Raw genomic sequence first — 19,475 nt, forward strand, 5'->3', positions numbered from 1 at the left:
AACCCAGTTTGCCTGTCATCAATTTCTCTGTTGGTGCTATTGATCTCTGACTTCGTTGATCCACGCAACAATGGTCTGGCGTGCTTCTTCATCCATCTGAACCGCCGATGGTGGCGGCATCGCGTGGCTGATCCCAGCCTGCAGATAAATCTGGTCGGCCTGCCGGGCCACGTCACCGGGTGTTTCAAGGTAAACCTTCTTGGGTGCCCATTTCATGGTGCCGTAGACCGGCTCGCGCGCATGACACATGGAGCAATTGCCCAGCACCGTGTCATACGCGGCCTCAAAACCGGCGGCTGACGCATATTTCTGTTCATATGGCGTCAGCTCGCGGGCTTCGGCGTCTTCCCATGTTTCTGTTGGCCTGACCGAAGACAGCCAAGCGATTATGACCATGAGAATGACCGTGACAGCCCAGGTCCAGTGCGGGCCTTCCCCGGTCGAGTGCATGGTGTTGAAGTAATGCCGGATGGTCACGCCTGTCAGGAAGATCAGGCTGGCAATGATCCACGAATACTCGGTTCCGAAAGCCAGCGGGTAGTGGTTCGACAGCATCAGGAAAACGACCGGCAAGGTCAGATAGTTGTTGTGCGTCGAACGCACCTTGGCGACCTTGCCGTATTTCGCGTCGGGCGTCCGACCGGCCTTGAGGTCTTCGACCACGATCCGCTGGTTCGGCATGATCTGAAAAAACACGTTGGCCGTCATGATCGTTGCCGTGAACGCACCAAGGTGCAAAAGCGCAGCGCGGCCAGTGAAGATCTGGTTATAACCCCAAGACATGATCACCAGGATCACGAACAGCAACAGCATCAACACGGTCGGGTGGTCGCTGAGCTTGGACTTGCACATCTGATCGTACAGCAACCATCCGATAGTCAGCGAACCGCCAGAGATCAGGATGCCTTGCCACAGCGCCAAATCCACCTTGGTTGGATCAAGCAGGAACAGCTCACCGCCGACCCAGTAGATGATCATCAGAAGGGCCGCTCCAGATAGCCAGGTCGTATAGCTCTGCCATTTGTGCCAGGTCAGATGTTCCGGCATCCGGGCAGGCGCCACAAGGTATTTGACGGTGTGATAGAACCCGCCGCCATGTACTTCCCATTCTTCGCCATAAGCCCCGTCCGGTAGGGCAGGGTTTGGCTTAAGCATGAGGTCCAGCGCGATAAAATAGAATGACGCGCCAATCCACGCCATCGCGGTGATCACATGCAGCCAGCGGACAGAAAAGGCGATCCACTCCCACATTACGGCCAAGTCGTACATGGCATTGCTCCTAAAGTTCAAAGTTCCTGTGCACTCTATGCGATAGAGGTTTGTTCTGGTATTGCTGCGAAAGACCAAGCAGTATCAAAAAATGCAAAAAAATGTCCTACTTCGATAACATCCGCACTTTTGTCCGTGTCTATGAATTGGGCAGCATGTCTGCCGCGGGCCGCGATTTGCGGGTTTCACCGGCTGTAACCTCGGCTAGGATTTCCCAGCTTGAAGAACATCTTGGTGTACGTCTGTTTCAACGTACAACGCGCAGCCTGACGCCGACAGAACAGGGAAAATCGTTTTATCGGGGGGCGACGGAAATTCTTGAAGCCGTCCAGAACGCCGAAGCGCAAATCGTCAATATCACCGAGAACCTCAAGGGATCGCTGTATATCGCCGCCCCCTTGGGGGTTGGTCGGCGTCTGATAGCACCGCAGGTGCCAAAATTTCTGGCTGAATACCCTGAGGTGAATGTTCGGCTCAGATTGACTGACCGAAATGTGGATATCACGACCGAAGGCCTGGATTTGGCTTTCTTCCTTGGTCAGCCCGAAGACAGCAATTTGCGCATTCGAAAGATTGCTGACGTGGAACGGGTTCTGTGTGCTTCCCCGAAATACATCAAGAAACATGGGATGCCAGAAAGTGGCGACGATATTGTCGCCAACGGGCATGAATGCCTCAGCCTGCGGTTTCCCGGTGCCACTGAATTCCAGTGGCTTTTGAGAACCGAAACCGGACCAAAGCGATTCCGTGTTTCAGGGCGGTACGAGTCAGACGATGGCGACGTGTTGACGGATTGGGCCTTGGCCGGGCACGGCATCGCGTTGAAGCCGGTATTTGAGATTTCAAAGTACCTCAACGCCGGTACTTTGGTTCCGGTCGCGGTTAAAACACCACCGGAACCGATTCAAATGGCGTGTTTGTTTACCCACCGTCGTATGCAGGACCCCAAGACACGCCTGTTCATGGAGTTCATAATCGAGCGTATTGGTTCAACGATTGCTGAGACAAACACGCCCTAAAAGGCGGCTCAGCTGCCGCGATAGGTTGAGTACCCGAAGGGCGAAAGAAGCAGCGGCACATGGTAATGCGACTGTTCGGACATCCCGAAGCGGATTGGGATTACGTTCAGAAAACGTGGATCCTCGGGCGGAGTGCCAGATGCGTCCAAGTATTCCCCGGCGTAGAAAATCAATTCGTACTCGCCCAATGAAAACTCGGCTTCGGGCAGGATTTGTTCATCCGTGCGGCCGTCGTCATTGGTGACCAGGGTTTTCAGCAATGTACGGCCAGTCCCCTCAATTCGAAAAAGTTCGATTTTCAGACCCTCGGCAGGGCACCCCCGCGCCGTGTCCAGAACATGTGTAGTTAGGTAACCTGACATTTGCGCCTCTCTATAAAACTTGGAAATTACTAATCCGAATACTCCCCAAGAGGCAAAGGCTGACTGGCCGAAACTCTTTGTTGTATTTTTTGAAAAACATCGTCGATTATCTGGGGTATTCATCATTTCAAGAAGAAGGAAATTGATGTGACGCGTTATCCACGAGATATGACCGGCTATGGCGGGCAAGTGCCCAAAGCCAACTGGCCCAATGATGCCAAGATCGCGATTCAGATTGTGCTGAACTATGAAGAGGGTGGTGAAAACAACATCTTACATGGTGATGCCGCGTCCGAAGCGTTTTTGTCCGAGGTCACCGGTGCCGCCCCTTGGCCCGGCCAAAGACACTGGAACATGGAGACGATCTATGAATACGGCAGCCGTGCCGGATTCTGGCGCGTTCACCAGCTTTTGCAGGACACTCCTATAACCGTTTATGGCGTTGCCACCGCGTTGGCCCGTGCGCCGGCGCAGCTTGCAGCGATAAAACACGCAGGGTGGGAGATCGCCAGCCATGGCCTGAAGTGGATCGAACACAAAGACATGAGCCCAGACGAAGAACGCGCGCAAATCCGCGAAGCGATCCGTCTGCATACCGAGGTCACGGGCCAGCCGCCGCGCGGTTGGTACACGGGCCGCTGTTCGATGAATACAGTCGATCTGGCCGCCGAGGAAGGCGACTTTGCCTATATCGCAGACAGCTATGCCGACGATTTGCCCTATTGGACAAAGGCCGGTGGCAAAGATCAGTTGATCATGCCCTATACGCTGGACTGCAACGACATGCGCTTTGCGATTCAGGCGGGGTTCACCACTGGCGACCAGTTCGAAAGTTATCTGAAAGACAGCTTCGACATGCTGTATGCCGAAGGCGAAGCCGGTGCGCCCAAGATGCTCTCAATTGGTCTGCATTGTCGGTTGATTGGCCGGCCGGGCCGCGCCATGGCGCTGAAACGCGCGTTGGAGCATTTCATGAAACATGACGGTGTCTGGTTCGCGACGCGCGAACAGATTGCCGATCACTGGGCAAAGGAACACCCCCCGATGCAACGCCTCACCCCGTCCGAAATGGACCAGCCCACCTTTGTTGCCGAATTCGGCGGCATATTCGAACACAGCCCGTGGATTGCCGAAGGCGCGTATGATCTGGAGCTTGGGCCGACCCATGACAATGCTGCCGGAGTTCACAACGCGCTGGCGCGGGTGTTCCGTACGGCCTCTGCCGAAAAACGTCTGGGTGTTCTGACTGCCCACCCGGATCTGGCGGGCAAGCTTGCCGCAGCAGGTCGTCTGACCAAGGAAAGCACGGCTGAACAGGCCGGGGCCGGTCTGGATATGCTGACGGACGAAGAACGCGCGAATTTCACAGCGCTGAACGAGGCATACACAACCAAGTTCGGCTTTCCCTTCATCATTGCGGTCAAGGACAACACTAAAGCCAGCATTCTAGACGCCTTCCACCGCCGTATCGATAGCGACCGCGACACCGAATTTGCCGAAGCCTGCCGCCAGGTCGAACGGATCGCGGAACTGCGCCTGATCGAGAAGTTCGCGGGATGACGACCGTCCTGAATCTTCTGCCCCTGACGTCCGAGGCCTTTGCGCCATTCGGCGATGTCATCGAAGTGGCTGGTGACGTGGACAAATACATCAATCAGGGCAAGTGCGCGCGGTATCATGACCGCGCCGCGCTGGATTTCAACGACGGGCGCGCAGGGATCAGCGTGTTTCAGTCCGAGGCGTTCAGCCTGCCGATCAAACTGGACATGGTCGAACGTCACCCGGATGGAAGTCAGGCCTTTCTGCCCTTGTCGGACAAACCCTTTGTTGTGGTCGTGGCGCCCGACGAAGATGGAGTCCCCGGACAGCCTATCGCATTCAAAACAGCACCGGGGCAGGGCGTGAATTACCACCGCAACACGTGGCATGGGGTTTTGACCCCTCTTCACGCGCCCGGGCTTTTTGCAGTGGTCGACCGAATTGGAACCGGGACCAACCTTGAGGAGCATTGGTTCGAGGAGCCCTTCACAATCACAGAATGAGAAACCTAGCCGGAAGAGGAGCCGGTTAACGTCTCTCAAGGGAGGAAAGACAAAATGTCAGATACAACCATCGGAACGCCGGAGCAGCTCCGCGATCCGAATTACTCACCACCACTTATCAAAGCGGTCCCACTGGGCATTCAGCACGTGCTGGCGATGTTCGTCTCGAACGTTACGCCAGCCATTATCGTTTGCGGCGCGGCCGGATTTGGGTTCGGCTCGAACAGTCCTGATTTTCCGCAGATGATCTACATGATCCAGATGTCGATGTTCTTTGCGGGCGTCGCCACGTTGTTCCAGTCCATTGGTGTGGGTCCTGTCGGAGCCCGTTTGCCCATCGTGCAGGGGACATCGTTCGCCTTCATCCCGATCATGATCCCGCTGGTGGTTGGAAAGGGCGTTGATGCCATTGCTGTCCTGATGGGCGGCGTTGTTGTTGGTGGGCTGTTCCATGCGTTCTTGGGGCTGTTCATCGGACGTCTTCGATTTGCGCTGCCGCCACTGGTGACAGGTCTTGTGGTGACCATGATTGGTTTGGCGCTTGTGAAGGTCGGCGTTCAATACGCCGCTGGCGGTGTGCCCGCCATTGGTACCGAAGAATACGGTTCGGGCCTGAACTGGTTCATGGCCAGCACCGTGATCGTGGTCACGCTTGGTCTGAAGTTCTTTGCGCGGGGTATGTTGTCTGTGTCGGCGGTGCTGATCGGCCTGTTGGTCGGGTACGCGGTGGCATTTGCACTTGGTCAGGTGAATCTGGGCAATGTTGGCAACGCGGCTTCCTTCGCACTGCCGAACCCGCTGCATTTCGGCATTGAATTTTCGGTCGCGGCGATCATTGGCTTCTGCGCGATGTCCTTTGTATCAGCGGTCGAAACGGTGGGCGACGTTTCCGGTATCACCAAGGGCGGCGCTGGACGAGAAGCGACCGACAAGGAAATTCAGGGCGCGACCTATGCCGATGGTGTCGGCACCGCAATCTCGGGCCTTTTTGGCGCGTTGCCGAATACATCGTTCAGCCAGAACGTCGGTCTGATTGCCATGACCGGTGTCATGAGCCGCATGGTTGTCACCATCGGTGCGCTTTTCTTGATCATTTGTGGTCTGATCCCGAAAATTGGTGCAATTATCTCATCCATCCCGATCGAAGTGCTTGGCGGTGGCGTAATCGTTATGTTCGGCATGGTGGTCGCGGCGGGTGTCTCGATGTTGTCTGACGTGAACTGGAACCGTCGCAACATGGTGATCTTTGCGATTGCGCTGAGCCTTGGCCTTGGATTGCAGCTTGAGCCCGGTGCTTTGCAGTATCTGCCCGGCACATTAAAGGTTCTGGCCACCTCGGGTATCCTTCCCGCCGCCGTCATCGCGATTGTTTTGAACCTGGTTCTGCCCGAGGAACTTTCGGACGAGGCAACCGAAGAGGTTTCAGGTGGTATGGCGGGTCACGGTCAGGGGTCGATTGGACATGACGATCACGTCTAATGATGCCTGAAATGGCATTCCACGTGACACAGTAAAAAAAAGGCGGCGTGCCGAGGTGCGCCGCTTTTGTTTGTTCCTAAATCCTACTGTCAGGATCAGATTTGAGGAACCAGAGGCCGAACGACCAAGCCGCCTCGAAATCGAGGCGGCCCATCGTATGTTCCTGGCTATATAGTTGCTATTTAGCCGCCGTACTGAGGCGCTTTTGCTGAGGGTAGGCCACCGATCCCGGTCTCAGTGCCATGTGTCGATTTACATCCTTGTAAAGAAGATACCGGAACTTGCCCGGACCACCTGCGTAACAGGCCTGGGGGCAAAACGCGCGCAACCACATGTAATCGCCGGCCTCAACCTCGACCCAGTCATTGTTCAACCGGTAAACAGCTTTTCCTTCGAGGACATAGAGCCCGTGCTCCATTACATGCGTCTCGAGGAATGGGATGACTGCACCCGGCTCAAACGTGACAATCGTGACATGCATGTCGTGACGCAGGTCACTTGGGTCGACAAACCGTGTTGTGGCCCATTTGCCGTCTGTGCCGGGCATGGTTGTCGGCTCAATATCGTTTTCGTTGAGGATCAGAACATCGGGCTTATCCAGCCCTTCGACCGCCTCATAGGCTTTTCTGATCCAGTGGAACCGCAGCGTTTCTTCAGCGTGGTTGTGCAGCGTCCATTCACTTGCACAAGGCAAATAGGCATAGCCACCAGGGGTCAATTCGTAGGTTTCGCCTTCGACGTTCAACGTCGCTGTTCCTTCGACAACGAACAAAACGCCTTCGGCCTCGGGGTCGACCTCAGGCCGGTCAGAACCCCCGCCCGGCTGCACCTCCATTATGTATTGCGAGAATGTTTCGGCAAAGCCGCTCAGCGGGCGCGAGATTACCCACAAGCGCGTGTCGTCCCAAAACGGCAAGAAGCTGGTCACGATGTCCCGCATTGTGCCTTTGGGAATGACGGCATAAGCGTCCGTAAAAACAGCGCGGTCAGTCAACAGTTGGTCCTGCGCGGGATGGCCCCCGTGCGGCGCGAAATACTTGGTGTTCATGTATGCTCCTGAAGAATAACCGTTTGCTCTAAAATATGCGCCGGTCACATCCATCGACCACCCACAAAGAGGCGACAGCTCTATTCGAAAAGATTTGAAAGTGCCCGCTGTCAAAGCCTGCCTCGCCCAATGGTGGTTGCCTTTGGACAATTGGGTCAGTTTGGATTGCTTTCCAAAGCCTTCATGCTTTTGATAACCTTTTCGGCGTGTGACGGGTCTTTGAAGATGCCTGTCAGCATTTTTTCCACATCCGCATCGGGCCATGAACTCTTTAACTCGGCATATTTGCGCACGGCCTCTTTGGTTTTACCCAATTCATAAAGAGCGGCGGTCTGATAGGCGAAAGAGGGCGCGCTGATCGGATCCCCGTAACTCGCTGCTGCCGAAAAGGCATCCAAAGACGTCTGGTAGTTTTCAAGATGGAAATTCGCGGCGCCAAAAATATTGCGGTTCGCAAATCTCTGGTTGCTTCGACCGCCGTTCATGGCTTTTTTCGCATGGCTTGCAGCCTCGGCAAAATGACCGGAGAACAGCGCGATCGAGCCGTGAATGTCCAGAACATGTTCATCGTCAGGGGCTAGTGCTACGGCCCTTTTCGATATCCTCATGGCCTCATCATATTCTCTGTTCGCAAATTTGGCCCATGCCTGGGCGGACTGAGCCCACGGGTCAGCGGGTGCCAGACGCAACGCATTGTCAGCCATGGTCATGGCTTCACTGGTCAACTCCGATTTTTCAGGGCCTGGCGGTGACACTATGGCAAGGGTCGCAAGCGCCTGAGCTGCCCCCGCATAGCCCCCGAAATAATCAGGGCCCAACTCGATAACGCGGCGGAATACCTCTGTCACCAATTGTTGGCGCGGGCGGTCAAAGATAGGAAACATCATGCTTCTGGCTTGATCGGCCAGGTTCATGGCTTGCAGAGAAGATGCCGACTGTTCGATCACGGCCTGACGCCTCAACGAGTCCTGCGTTGGATTTTGAGTACTCTGGTGAATCTGTGTTTCGGATTTTTCCCCCAGGCCGATGATTGCGATACCAATACCGATCCCGGTTCCGACAACAAAGGACAGCGCCGCCCACCCGAGGGAGCGATGAGGGTTCTCGCTCTTATCAGATGAGGCAATCGCGACCCGTTCGAAACGTGGCCTGTACCCTCCTGTGTCGACATAAATTCTGACGGGATCAGTACGTCCTGCCGTATCGTAGTAATGTTCGAGGGTTTGCCGCAGGCGTCGCGCGTCCACCCTGACGACATTGTTTATGTCGCCTTCTTCGGCAGGGTCCCGATCATATACATCTTGGGCGATGGTTTTGCCCATGATAAGCGCGCCGCGGCCTTCCAGTTCCTCAGTGACGATGTATTTCAAAAAGGCACACAGGCGGTCCAGATGGGCGAATAGCTCGCTGCCGCAAACCGCTAGCATTGCGTTGGTCTTTTCGGTGTGTCGAATATCTGACGCCATTAAACCCCTATGTTTGCAAGGTTTTCAGATCGTATTCGAATATAATAATGCACCTGAAATCAGCGTGAGTCACCCCTGTGTCACCGTGATTCCGTTACCTCGAAGAAAAACCTGCGGGACACTGACCTTGCATCGCACACGATGCCCTGCCGACGACGACTTTTCTTTTTCACCGAAGCTGTCGGCGATTTCAGCAAGGGAGTGCAAATCATGAATAGACGAAAACGGCTATTGAAGTACTCGGTCTATTTGGCCGCCGGGGTGACGTTTGGATTCTGGCTTGCCGCCCCTAACGGAGGGCTGACTATCCTTGGTGACACGTTCGGCCCTTCCATGGCCTTGGCGCAGGAGACACCCGAGGTGTCGCCGGTCAAGGCGAGGGAGAGAGATACGTATTACCCAAACAGTGAAGACCTGAAGCCAGATGAAATGCGGGTAATTGCCTGTGGAACCGGAATGCCAACGACCCGCGCCGCGCAAGCCGCAGCCTGTTTCTTGGTCGAGCTTGGGAATGGAGACAAGTTCCTGTTCGATATCGGGTCGGGTTCAGCCGAGCGAATTTCGTCGCTGCAAATCCCGTACAACTACCTCGACAAAGTGTTCATCGGTCACCTGCATACCGACCATTTTGGCGCGCTGCATGACCTGTTCATCGGTGGTGCCTTGATGGGACGCAATGTTCCCCTTCGGGTGTGGGGGCCAAGTGGCGCTGTACCGGAGCTTGGCACGGCTTATGCGTTAGACCGTATGCAGGAAATGCTATCGTGGGACCTAGCGGGTCGGGCCGGAAACGTGGACTTCCGTGGCTATGTCATGGATGTGACCGAATTCGACTACAAACTTGAGAACGAACCGATCTACGAGGAAAACGACGTTGTCATCCGCACATTTCCCGCAATCCATTCCATCGACGGTTCAGTCAGTTACGCCTTGGAATGGAATGATCTGAAGTTCGTCTTTAGCTCGGACACGTATCCCAACAAATGGTTCGTTGAATATGCCAGAGACGCTGATCTGGTCATCCATGAGTGCTTTATTGCTGTGCCGGAACTGGTCAGCAAAATGAAGTTCACACCGGAATCGGCCCTTCAGGTTGGCACGCAGGTTCACACCGCCCCCGAGGCGTTCGGCAAGGTCATGAGCGAAATCAAACCCCGCATGGCGGTCGCCTATCACTTCTTCAATGACTTCGACACGGTCAACGGTGTGTATGAACGCATCCGGTCCACCTATGATGGCCCGCTTAGCCTGTCAGAGGACTTCATGGTCTGGAACGTGACCAAGGACGACATAGTCGTTCGTATGGCCGCGACTGAGGAACGAACATGGGCCCCCCCGTTGGCCGCCCCAGCAGAGCCGCCAAATGTGGAAGACAAAACGGCGATGGCTGACAAGTTGGGTGTAGAGACGCTGGATTTCAGCGACTTTGTCGCCGGTGGTGTCTGGGACGTCGAAGATGTTTTGCGACCGATTTACGAAGAGGCCAGCGAAGCATTGGGACAGGATTTCCCTTACCCGGAAAAATCCGAACCCAAATAATCCCTCAAGACCAACCGGCGCTTTTAGGCGTTGCCATCTGGCGCCGGTCTCTGTGCTTCATTTCTTCAGGCTGAACCTCGGGTTTGGAGCGAGAAGCACAGAGTGGATCCAGCATAGGAGGTCCCTCTGATGGCGAACCTTAAGCGTTTGATCATTTTGACAGTTTTTCTGGCCTCGCATCCGCTGATCACACGCGCCGACCTGTTGCCGGCGAACGGTGCTGAAACCGCGGCAAATTTTGCGGAAATCTCGGTGCTGAAAGATCGGGTTCGGGTCGCGTTGGAAATTGATTTGGGCGATGTGCACGGATTTTTGGCGAAAGCACCGCAGGATGAAGGCCCAGCAAGCAACTTTTCAGAACGCACGGGCAAAGCCTTCGAGGTTCTTGCCGACGGCGCAGAACTTGTTCCGCAGACGGTTCAACTTGAGGTTCGGCCAAGAAAACCCCGAGTGACGGCTTTCAGGCCAAGCTACGGCCTGACCCGGCAGAACGGGCGCTCCGCCCAAGTCGTGTACGTTGTTCTTGATTATCCTCTTGATCACAAACCAGCGGAAATAACCTTTAAGCCGCCGCTCACGTCTGATGGAATTCCAACTGCGGCCATCGGTGTGATTTTCGATCACCTTGGCGTAGCTGTGACCGATTACCGTTATCTGTCCCGGTCTGAAGTCTTTTACCCCAACTGGAACGACCCGTGGTACAGCAGGTTCGAGAATCCGAATCTGACCCGGCACCACAAATCTGCATTGATGTCGTTCGTGTCCGTTGAGCCGCGCGAGGTTCGACACGAAGTGATCTTCCGCCTGCGCGATCTGGAGGGCTGGCTTGATCTAAAACTCGGCGACGAAACGCTACTTGATGCCAACGCCATGGCGAAGATCAAGCGGCAGGCTATCGACCTGTTTTCGCACAGCAATCCGCTGACAATCGACGGTTCGGTTGTGTTGCCAAGCTTGGCAAAAGTTGAACAACTGTCCGTGGGTGTCGAAGGTTTGAAAGTTCTGGAAAACCCGTCGGAAACAAACCGGGCCACCGCCATTCTGGGCATTGTTCTGTCATACGCGGGCGATGCGTTGCCCAATTATGTTTCCCTGAAATGGGATTTGTTCACCGAAGAGACAGACACAATTCCGGTTCAAATCACAGATCCCGCCGGGGCGGTGCCCGGCCAAGTGACCCGCGAGGCACCTAACATCACTTGGAAAAACTATATCCTTAAGTGGAGCGACCCCAAAACTCAGCCTGTTACAGTCGCCGCAATGCGTTCCATTTCAGTGCCACTTATGTCATTCGGTCTTGTTTTTGTCGCGGCATTTCTTGCAGTGTTTGCTTGGCGAAACCGTTCGCATCACTGGCAGGGGTGGGCGGCAGCCGCCCTGTTAATCTGTCTCGCTTCTGGCGCTCTGAAAACAATGACGGTCGAGGTGACAACTCCGACCAAAACTCTTTCGGATATAACCGCGGCAGCGCAAGTCACCGAGGTAATCGTTTCAAATCTGGCCATTGCGCGATTGGAAACGCAAGGCCCGCAGATGTCGAAGGCACTGCGCAAATTTGTCATGGCAAAAGCGCTGAAAGACGTTGAAACCGAAATCCGTAGGGGCTTGTCTGTAACTTTGCCGTCGGGGGCGATGGCTCAGATAAAATCCATCGACGGGCTGGTCGTGGAGCGCATCGAACCCCTGGTGGATGGCGGAAATCGAATTCTGGCCCGTTGGGATGCTTTGGTCACTGGCGGGCATTGGGGGCACATGCATCGCCGCACCGTGTCGTATCGCGCGTTGATGGATGTCGAACATGATGCCGACGCGTGGTTTTTGTCAGGACTGACCATCCTTGAAGCTCGAATTGACCCTCAACCTTTATCGGCGGGAGGCAACTCATGAGGCCTGTTTTCATTTTTCTAGCGGCTCTTTTCGGTTTGCTTAGTCATCCGGTGCTTGCGCATTTCAAGCTGAATCAGAACGTGCGGGTGCATCACGTGACGCATTCCGACGCGGGCTTGGACGTCTATCTGCGCATGCCCTTGTCTTATCTGTTGTCGGAACTAGTGGGGCCCGAAGGGCAAGACGGACTGCCTGTTCCCGCGCCCTATACCTACAATCAGATCGAAGACGGCGCGCTGATGCATTACCTGGATCAAGCCGCATTGCTGAGCGATCCTGATAGATTGGCCATTCTGGCGGCTGACACAGTTGATCTTTCCGCCATCGGGCAGCTCCAACTAGCAACCGTAATGTCCATGCGCCTGTACCCGCTGGGGTCTGAGCCGGGCTTTGCAACCCTCTCAGAGGCGCAAGATGCGACCACCGCAGGGGACGTGTATCCAACAGCAGTTGGTGAGACCTATGTTGGCGACGTCATGCTGGACCTGCATATACGCTATGCCGCTGGGCCTGTGGGCACCTACAGCATGTCCCATAGATCAAACCCTGGTCTGCCGGGGCAAGACGAAACAGCGAACCTGATCCTCGACTACAATAACGGGCAAATCCGAACCTTCCGCGCAACTGGCCTAATGCATGATCCGATCACAATATCCGGGTCAGCCACCGCTGCGGCTTCGACCTTTGTGGTCGAAGGTATTCGGCATATTCTGGAAGGCCCCGATCATGTGCTGTTCGTGTTGTGCATGATCATCGGTGCGTTGAATCTGAAAAGTCTCCTGGCGCGTGTCACGGGTTTCACCCTTGGCCATACAGTAACGCTGATCCTTGGTTTTTTTGGTATCGCCCCCAGTGGCGCGTGGTTCATCCCGACCGTCGAGCTAGCGATTGCAGTGTCGATCATCTACGCGGCTGTGATGGCTGTTCAACCTCCTGACCAAGAACACGGGGACCTGAAGGCATTTGCGATCACCTCGGGCATTGGCCTGCTGCACGGGTTCGGGTTTTCCTTCATGTTGCACCAGATTTTGCGGGTGGATGCACCCAACGTGTGGCAAAGCCTGCTGGCTTTCAATGTCGGTGTCGAGCTTGGGCAGTTGATGATTGTTGTGCTGGTATGGCCGCTGGTTCTGTTTTTGCGCAAACAGCCGGGTCGTGTCTGGATAGGTTCTCGCGCTGCAGTCGCAGTCTGTGCCAGCTTGATCGCGATGGTCTGGGTCGTGGAACGGGCAGAATTTTTCCTGTGATGCGCATTTCCCAAGCGGTCGCGATGCATAGCGCGAAGGGATCAACAGTGTGAAACGCAACTTTTTCGTGGATATCATTACGGTGGTTTTCTTCCGAAACAAAATCGACAAAGCTATGCCAGAAGCCTTCATGCGAAAAATTCAGGCGTCACAGCCATTCAATTTGCAAAAAAGCGAAACTAACCTACGATAATGTCGTATTAAGGAATTTGTCGCGCGAAGCTCTTGATGGGCGGCGTGCTGGCATGTTTGAATTTTCGGGCAATCCCGGAGTAGCAAGTTGTTTACCTAAGAAGACAGGTAATTCGGCTTTCCGGCATTTGTTCGAAAGGTGCGTCTCGGTCAGACCGGGGACAACAATAAGCACTAAAGACGACCAACATGGAGATATCAGATGAAAAAATTTGCAACGCTACTGGGAGGCGCATCAATGGCGATCGCCGGGCCTGCTATGGCCGCGGACATCGTGATCGGTGTGCCGAACTGGCCATCGGTGAATGCGACAGCGCATATCCTGAAGGTAGCGATTGAACAGAACCTCGGGCTTGAGGTCGAACTACAGAACGGTACCAACCCAATCGTTTTCGAGGCGATGGATTCCGGTGCGATGCACGTTCACCCCGAAGTTTGGATGCCGAACCAGCAGAATCTGCACGACACCTATGTGACCGACAAAGGCACCGTTGCGTTCAACCCCAATGGTGTTGAAGCGTTCCAGGGCATGTGTGTCGACAAGGCGACAGCGGATGCCAACGACATCCGTTCGATCGACGATCTGACCAACCCCGACATTGCCGCGCTGTTCGACAGCAATGGTGACGGCCAGGGTGAAGTATGGATCGGTGCGCCGGGTTGGGCCTCGACCAATGTCGAAAAAATCCGGGCCAAGTCCTACGGCTACGATCAGGTTATGGAGCTGACCGAGATTGACGAGACCGTCGCCTATGCGAACCTCGACAATGCGATCAAGGCAGGCGACCCATGGGTCGGGTTCTGCTACACGCCGCACTACGTGTTTGCCCTGCACGATATGCAGATTCTGGAAGAGCCGGCCTACGACGCGTCCAAGTGGAATGTGCTTCAGCCCACCGACGATCCGGATTGGCTTGAAAAGTCCGAGGCCGGTGTAGCCTGGGATCTGGCCTATTTGCACCTGCACTATGCAAAGGCACTTGAGGATGAATACCCCGAGGTTGCCCAATTGCTGGCCAACATGAAGCTGGATACCGATTCGGTTTCCGCCATGACCTATGCGCTGGTGATCGAAGGCAAAGAGCCTGCTGCCTATGCGGAAGAGTGGGTGGCAGCCAACGAAGATGCCGTTTTGGACTGGATGTCACAGTGAGTGACGCCAATCAGGGCTGAAACTCGGACAGGCCGCCGGAGTTGACCGGCGGCCTGTTCTGCATCGAAGGGACAAAAATGACAGAAACAGTCGTAAAACTGACGGATGTCTGGAAGATCTTTGGCGCACGGGCCGAAGAAGCCATGACCGCTGTGCGGAACGAGGGCATAGGAAAGCCCGAAGTTCTGGAAAGATTTAATTGTGTCGTGGGTGTGCAGGGTGCCACCTTCGAAGTGCCTCGGGGAGAGATTTTCTGCATCATGGGCCTATCGGGCTCTGGCAAGTCGACGCTGGTGCGGCACGTGAACCGCCTGATCGAGCCGACTGCAGGCAAGATCGAAATTCTGGGGCACGACGTGTCCAAGATTTCCGAAAATGAACTGCGGCGCATTCGGGCACAGCAGATCGGGATGGTGTTCCAACATATGGCGCTGATGCCGCACCGTTCGGTGCGCGATAACGTGGCCTATCCGCTGGAAATTCGAAAGGTTTCCAAATCGAAACGCTGGGCGGTTTCCGATCACGCGCTGGGTCTGGTGGACCTGACTGGATATGAGGATCGCCTGCCCAAAGAACTGTCGGGCGGTATGCAGCAGCGGGTGGGGATTGCCCGCGCGTTGGCTTCAGACCCGGAAATTCTGCTGATGGACGAACCGTTTTCGGCCCTTGACCCGCTGATCCGCTTGCAATTGCAAGATCAGTTCAAGGCGTTGGTGGCGCAGTTGCAGAAGACGACATTGTTTATCACTCACGATCTGGATGAGGCCATTCGCATCGGTCACCGGATTGCGATCATGAAAGACGGCGTGATTGTTCAGATCGGCACGCCGGAAGACATCGTCATGAACCCGGCGGACGACTATGTGCGCGAGTTTGTGCAGGGCATCTCCAAGCTCAAACTGGTCAAGGCGCATTCGATCATGGAACCCATGGAAAGCTATTCCGGCCCGACCGAGGGCGCGCCACGTGCAGACGAAGGGGCGGATCTGGATCAGTTGATCGACCTGGCTGTCAATACGGATATGCCAGTGATCATCACTGACGCGGGTGCCGATGTGGGCGTTGTGACCAAACCACGCCTGCTGCGCGGAATTCAGGGGGGCAAAAATGACTGATGCAACCACAGAGGTCAAAGTAACGGCCGCCTCAGATATCGAGGTCGACCGCGAGGCGCTGGACCAGTCCATTCACGATTTCGTCGGGCCGAGCGGTGATTACTATGTCAACGCGTTCCACAAAATCCATGATGCGACCAGCCCGGTTCCGAACACGTTCAACCTGTGGGCAGCGGTGCTTGGGCCTTTCTGGTCGGCGTCGCGCGCAATCTGGGGCATGTTCTGGACCTTCCTGATCCTGGAAATCATCGCGTGGGTTCAGATCGGACGTGGGGCCTGGGGTAACCCCGGGGCCGACTTGGCCGAGCGTGCCGAGCGCCAGCAGGCCCGCGCGAACGAGCTGCTGGAACGGGCTGGGGAAGCCACGGAAAAGGCCGACATAGACCGATTCACCAAACTGGCTGAAAACATCCAAAAGGCCGCCGATTCCAGTTTTGAAAAGGCTGCTGCTGCACAGTCCGAGGCTGTGGGTATTATGGTCACTGGCCTGCTGATGCTGCTGGTGTTCAAACTGGTGCAGGGGTTCTATGCGGACCGGGTCTATGAAAAGCAGTATTCGAAATGGCGGACGGATCCGGCCAGTACGGAAAGCGGCCGTTCCACGCGCAACACAGTGATGGGTGCCATTCTGGTGGCCGCGATTGCGCCATTGATCGTCTATAAGTTCACGGTGAACGCTTCGTTGCCCTTGTTGGATGCCTTCCCCGAGGAACAGGTTTCCGAGATCATTTTGGGCCCGGGCGAGGGAACGCTGTTTTCTAACCTGGCCAGTTGGATGGAGGCGAGGATTGACGCCGCTGCCGCTGCTGGGGGAGACGTCTTTGACGGGATTGTCGCCGGTGTCCGTTCGGTTCTGGATGCGTTGACGGTGGCGTTGATCGGGTCGCCGTGGCCGGTTGTGATGCTGGTCATCTGCGTGACCGCATGGCGTGCGGCGGGTCCGCGCGTGGCGATCTTCACCGCGTCTTCGCTGGCCTATATCGCCTTGCTGGGCTACTGGGATGTGGCGATGGAGACAGTGGCCCTGGTTGGGGCTGCGGTGCTGCTGTGTGTTGTGTTCGGCATCCCGCTGGGCATCTGGTTTGGCAAGTCCAAGCGCGCCTATCGCGCAGCGGAACCTGTGCTGGACTTGATGCAGACGCTTCCGGCCTTCGTCTATCTGATCCCGATCATTGCCTTCTTTGGCACGGGTAACCCGCCGGGCATTCTGGCCACGATCATCTTTGGCATGCCACCGGTGATCCGTCTGACTGCGCTGGGTATGCGCGGGGTTCCGGAAAGCATCAAGGAAGCGGCCGTCGCCTTTGGCGCGTCCAAATGGCAGTTGCTGAAAGATGTGGAAATCCCGCTGGCCTTGCCGTCCATCATGACCGGGGTGAACCAGACCATCCTGATGTGTCTGTCGATGGTGGTGATCATCTCGCTGATCGGCGGTGGTGGTTTGGGCAAGGAAATCCTTGAGGCGCTGCAATACGCCGCCAAGGGTCCGGGCCTGCTGGGCGGCTTTGCAATCCTGTTCCTGGCCATGGTCATGGACCGGATCGTGCAAGGGGCCTTCCGGCGAGAAGACGAGAAACTCTGAACATACTCGCCCCCGGTTTCCGCCGGGGGCGTTTTTCTTTTACCGGGGACAACAATGACAGACCGTTATGAACAATCCATGATGGAAAACCTTTACTGGTGGGGGGTGCCCACCCTGTTCCGCTGCCCGAATGTCGGGCCTGAAGGGCAGGATATCGCGCTGGCTGGCGTGCCCCATTCCACCGGCAATGGCACGACCGAGCGGGATCAGCATCTCGGTCCGCGCGCCTTGCGCCATGTCTCGGCCGTGCAGCGCCGGGTGCATTCACTGTTCGGGATCGACCCCTGGAACAGTACGCGAATTGCCGATGTGGGCGACGTGCCATTCCCCAAAGCCAATGACAACGAGGACTGCATTGAGCGCATCACGCAGTTTTACAAAGATATCGATGCGGCTGGTGCGCGGCCTGTTTCGGTGGGTGGCGATCACTCCATAACAGGCGGGATCGTGCAGGCGCTGGGCCGGGGCAAGCTGGCGGGCGGTGAGCCGATTAGCTTTCTGCATCTGGACGCCCACACGGATGTGTTCACCAAGGTCGATCACTTTCTGGGTGCCAAGAAATCGGCGGCGCATTGGGGGGCTTATCTGGCCGATCAGGGGCAGGTCGACCCGACACGATCCATGCAGATCGGTCTTCGTGGCCATCCGCGCAGTCTGGACTGGCTGCAACCCTCATACGACTATGGGTATAACATCGTCACCATGCGCGAATTCCGCCAGCGCGGGCTTGCAGATGTGGTGGCGCAGACTAAAGAGGTTCTGGGTAATCGTCCGGTCTATATCACCTTTGATCTAGATTGCCTCGACCCGACGGTTGCGCCTGCGGTGTCCAATCTGGAGCCCGGTGAGAAGGGCTTCGACATAGACGAAGCCGTCGGCATTCTGCACGCCGCGCGCGGGTTGAACATTGTGGGCGGCGACGTCGTCTGCATGATGCCCACCAAGGACAGCCCCAACAACATCACCGCCCTGACAGCAGCAGCGGTGATGTTCGAGATGATCTCGATGATCGCTGAGAACGTCAGTGGGGCCTAAGGTCGCCGCGCATCCACTGCCTGCGCCAGCACGCAGAGCAGTTCGAACATCAGCGAAATACCAAGCCAGGCTGTGCCGCCCTCGGGATCGAAGGGCGGCGCGACCTCGACCAGATCGGCCCCGACCAGATTGACGCCAGCCATCTTGCGAATGACCTGCTGCGCCTGAAAACTGTTCGGTCCGCCGATTTCGGGCGTGCCGGTGCCGGGCGCATAGGTCGGGTCGACGAAGTCGATGTCATAGGTGCAATAGGTCGGTGCCGTTCCGACAATACTACGCACTTCGGTCATGACGTCGTCGATGCCGCGATCGAACAGTTCCTCGATGCGGATGATGCGGATGCCCTGCGCCTCGCCCCATTCGATGTCTTCCGTGTTATAGGCGGTACCGCGAATGCCGACCTGAACAAAACGTTTCGGGTCGACCAGTCCTTCTTCGACCGCGCGGCGGAACGGGGTGCCGTGGGTGAACTTATGACCACCGAAATAGGTGTCGAACAGGTCGGTATGGCTGTCGAACTGGATCAGGCCAAGCGGGCCGGATTTGGCCATCGCGCGCAGGACGGGCAGGGTGGTCAGGTGATCCCCTCCAGCGGTCAGGGGGGTGATGCCGCGATCCTGCAAATCCGAGTAGAACGCGGTCACCCGCTCCAGCGTATCCCCGATATCCACCGGGTTCGGCGCGACGTCGCCGAGATCGGCGCAATTGACCATTGAGAATGGCGCGACCCCGGTCACCGGGTTCATCGCGCGGATCATTGTCGAGAAATCCCGCAGCTGACGCGGACCATGGCGCGCGCCTGGGCGGTTGGTGGTGCCGCCATCCCAAGGAATGCCAACAAGACCCAGTTCAACCTCGGCAATGCGGTCGTGATCCAGTGTCATGCTGGGCAGCCGCATGAAGGTGGGAATGCCGGCGAACCGGGCAAGCTCCATCGCCGAGACCGGCTGAAAAAACGAATTGGTCATGAGGTCCCCATTCTCTGTCGGTTGCGGGTGAGCCTAGCGGCAGAATTGTCGATTGAAAATGGTCTGGCGCGT

General features: G+C 56.2%; 16 protein-coding genes. 11 read left to right on the forward strand and 5 right to left on the reverse strand.

Annotation, left to right across the window (positions count from 1 at the left end):
• Positions 1 to 36: 36 nt before the first annotated feature.
• On the reverse strand, positions 37 to 1,269 hold the full coding sequence (locus tag ACR0B8_RS16260; RefSeq protein WP_480659013.1) for a urate hydroxylase PuuD: 1,233 nt from the start codon (positions 1,267 to 1,269) through the stop codon (positions 37 to 39).
• Positions 1,270 to 1,370: 101 nt separating this feature from the next.
• Between ACR0B8_RS16260 and ACR0B8_RS16265 the strand changes: the two genes are divergently transcribed.
• Positions 1,371 to 2,288, forward strand: a complete 918-nt coding sequence (locus ACR0B8_RS16265) for a LysR family transcriptional regulator (protein ID WP_170350890.1) — start codon at positions 1,371 to 1,373, stop codon at positions 2,286 to 2,288.
• An 8-nt stretch (positions 2,289 to 2,296) separates the two neighbouring features.
• Here ACR0B8_RS16265 and uraH read toward each other — a convergent pair whose 3' ends face one another.
• A complete protein-coding gene (gene uraH, locus ACR0B8_RS16270) occupies positions 2,297 to 2,650 on the reverse strand; it encodes a hydroxyisourate hydrolase (RefSeq protein WP_170362092.1) in 354 nt (117 codons plus the stop codon).
• A gap of 147 nt (positions 2,651 to 2,797) precedes the next feature.
• On the opposite strand from uraH, the gene puuE reads away from it, so the two are divergent.
• The 3 genes from puuE to ACR0B8_RS16285 are packed head-to-tail and all read left to right on the forward strand — an operon-like array spanning position 2,798 to position 6,171.
• Positions 2,798 to 4,210, forward strand: a complete 1,413-nt coding sequence (gene puuE, locus ACR0B8_RS16275; RefSeq protein WP_226689651.1) for an allantoinase PuuE — start codon at positions 2,798 to 2,800, stop codon at positions 4,208 to 4,210.
• On the forward strand, positions 4,207 to 4,692 hold the full coding sequence (locus tag ACR0B8_RS16280; protein ID WP_170362094.1) for an ureidoglycolate lyase: 486 nt from the start codon (positions 4,207 to 4,209) through the stop codon (positions 4,690 to 4,692). Before puuE ends, ACR0B8_RS16280 begins: the two co-directional genes overlap by 4 nt.
• A gap of 54 nt (positions 4,693 to 4,746) precedes the next feature.
• A complete protein-coding gene (locus ACR0B8_RS16285; RefSeq protein WP_170362095.1) occupies positions 4,747 to 6,171 on the forward strand; it encodes a uracil-xanthine permease family protein in 1,425 nt (474 codons plus the stop codon).
• 178 nt (positions 6,172 to 6,349) lie between these two features.
• Here ACR0B8_RS16285 and ACR0B8_RS16290 read toward each other — a convergent pair whose 3' ends face one another.
• Positions 6,350 to 7,219, reverse strand: coding sequence for a bifunctional allantoicase/(S)-ureidoglycine aminohydrolase (locus tag ACR0B8_RS16290; RefSeq protein ID WP_170413467.1), 870 nt, complete (start codon positions 7,217 to 7,219; stop codon positions 6,350 to 6,352).
• Positions 7,220 to 7,374: 155 nt separating this feature from the next.
• Entirely contained in the window at positions 7,375 to 8,589 is a 1,215-nt protein-coding gene (locus tag ACR0B8_RS16295) for a tetratricopeptide repeat protein (RefSeq protein WP_226689652.1), read from the reverse strand.
• A gap of 306 nt (positions 8,590 to 8,895) precedes the next feature.
• Here ACR0B8_RS16295 and gntH point away from each other — a divergent pair, with 306 nt between their 5' ends.
• The 7 genes from gntH (at position 8,896) to ACR0B8_RS16330 (ending at position 18,435) form a co-directional block, all read left to right on the forward strand.
• Positions 8,896 to 10,224: a guanitoxin biosynthesis MBL fold metallo-hydrolase GntH gene (gene gntH / locus ACR0B8_RS16300; RefSeq protein WP_170552735.1), complete on the forward strand. Its 1,329-nt coding sequence runs from the start codon at positions 8,896 to 8,898 to the stop codon at positions 10,222 to 10,224.
• Between the two features lie 129 nt (positions 10,225 to 10,353).
• Positions 10,354 to 12,111 carry a hypothetical protein gene (locus ACR0B8_RS16305; protein ID WP_480659017.1) on the forward strand — a complete coding sequence of 586 codons (1,758 nt, stop codon included), beginning with the start codon at positions 10,354 to 10,356 and terminating at the stop codon, positions 12,109 to 12,111.
• Positions 12,108 to 13,358, forward strand: coding sequence for a HupE/UreJ family protein (locus ACR0B8_RS16310; RefSeq protein WP_226689655.1), 1,251 nt, complete (start codon positions 12,108 to 12,110; stop codon positions 13,356 to 13,358). The genes ACR0B8_RS16305 and ACR0B8_RS16310 overlap by 4 nt, the downstream gene beginning before the upstream one ends.
• 394 nt (positions 13,359 to 13,752) lie before the next feature.
• The gene (locus ACR0B8_RS16315) at positions 13,753 to 14,703 is read left to right on the forward strand and encodes an ABC transporter substrate-binding protein (protein ID WP_170350897.1); all 951 of its coding nucleotides are present in this window, start codon (positions 13,753 to 13,755) and stop codon (positions 14,701 to 14,703) included.
• 77 nt (positions 14,704 to 14,780) lie between these two features.
• Positions 14,781 to 15,818, forward strand: coding sequence for a quaternary amine ABC transporter ATP-binding protein (locus ACR0B8_RS16320; RefSeq protein ID WP_170350898.1), 1,038 nt, complete (start codon positions 14,781 to 14,783; stop codon positions 15,816 to 15,818).
• Positions 15,811 to 17,400 carry an ABC transporter permease gene (locus ACR0B8_RS16325; RefSeq protein ID WP_170362101.1) on the forward strand — a complete coding sequence of 530 codons (1,590 nt, stop codon included), beginning with the start codon at positions 15,811 to 15,813 and terminating at the stop codon, positions 17,398 to 17,400. The genes ACR0B8_RS16320 and ACR0B8_RS16325 overlap by 8 nt, the downstream gene beginning before the upstream one ends.
• A 54-nt stretch (positions 17,401 to 17,454) precedes the next feature.
• Positions 17,455 to 18,435 (forward strand): arginase family protein, encoded by a 981-nt coding sequence (locus tag ACR0B8_RS16330; protein WP_226689656.1) that lies wholly within the window; start codon positions 17,455 to 17,457, stop codon positions 18,433 to 18,435.
• Here the strand turns inward: ACR0B8_RS16330 and ACR0B8_RS16335 are convergent.
• A complete protein-coding gene (locus tag ACR0B8_RS16335; protein ID WP_170413463.1) occupies positions 18,432 to 19,403 on the reverse strand; it encodes an agmatinase in 972 nt (323 codons plus the stop codon). The genes ACR0B8_RS16330 and ACR0B8_RS16335 overlap by 4 nt on opposite strands.
• Positions 19,404 to 19,475: the final 72 nt, after the last annotated feature.

It is taken from the genome of Ruegeria sp. BH6, from assembly GCF_056538105.1.

Bases quoted from the DNA above. Each gene is read 5' to 3' on its own strand.
- ACR0B8_RS16315 (WP_170350897.1), top strand. From the start codon at position 13,753: ATGAAAAAATTTGCAACGCTACTGGGAGGCGCATCAATGGCGATCGCC.
- ACR0B8_RS16320 (WP_170350898.1), top strand. From the start codon at position 14,781: ATGACAGAAACAGTCGTAAAACTGACGGATGTCTGGAAGATCTTTGGC.
- ACR0B8_RS16265 (WP_170350890.1), top strand. From the start codon at position 1,371: ATGTCCTACTTCGATAACATCCGCACTTTTGTCCGTGTCTATGAATTG.
- ACR0B8_RS16330 (WP_226689656.1), top strand. From the start codon at position 17,455: ATGACAGACCGTTATGAACAATCCATGATGGAAAACCTTTACTGGTGG.
- ACR0B8_RS16325 (WP_170362101.1), top strand. From the start codon at position 15,811: ATGACTGATGCAACCACAGAGGTCAAAGTAACGGCCGCCTCAGATATC.
- ACR0B8_RS16310 (WP_226689655.1), top strand. From the start codon at position 12,108: ATGAGGCCTGTTTTCATTTTTCTAGCGGCTCTTTTCGGTTTGCTTAGT.
- uraH (WP_170362092.1), bottom strand. From the start codon at position 2,650: ATGTCAGGTTACCTAACTACACATGTTCTGGACACGGCGCGGGGGTGC.
- ACR0B8_RS16285 (WP_170362095.1), top strand. From the start codon at position 4,747: ATGTCAGATACAACCATCGGAACGCCGGAGCAGCTCCGCGATCCGAAT.
- ACR0B8_RS16290 (WP_170413467.1), bottom strand. From the start codon at position 7,219: ATGAACACCAAGTATTTCGCGCCGCACGGGGGCCATCCCGCGCAGGAC.
- ACR0B8_RS16305 (WP_480659017.1), top strand. From the start codon at position 10,354: ATGGCGAACCTTAAGCGTTTGATCATTTTGACAGTTTTTCTGGCCTCG.
- gntH (WP_170552735.1), top strand. From the start codon at position 8,896: ATGAATAGACGAAAACGGCTATTGAAGTACTCGGTCTATTTGGCCGCC.
- ACR0B8_RS16280 (WP_170362094.1), top strand. From the start codon at position 4,207: ATGACGACCGTCCTGAATCTTCTGCCCCTGACGTCCGAGGCCTTTGCG.
- ACR0B8_RS16335 (WP_170413463.1), bottom strand. From the start codon at position 19,403: ATGACCAATTCGTTTTTTCAGCCGGTCTCGGCGATGGAGCTTGCCCGG.
- ACR0B8_RS16260 (WP_480659013.1), bottom strand. From the start codon at position 1,269: ATGTACGACTTGGCCGTAATGTGGGAGTGGATCGCCTTTTCTGTCCGC.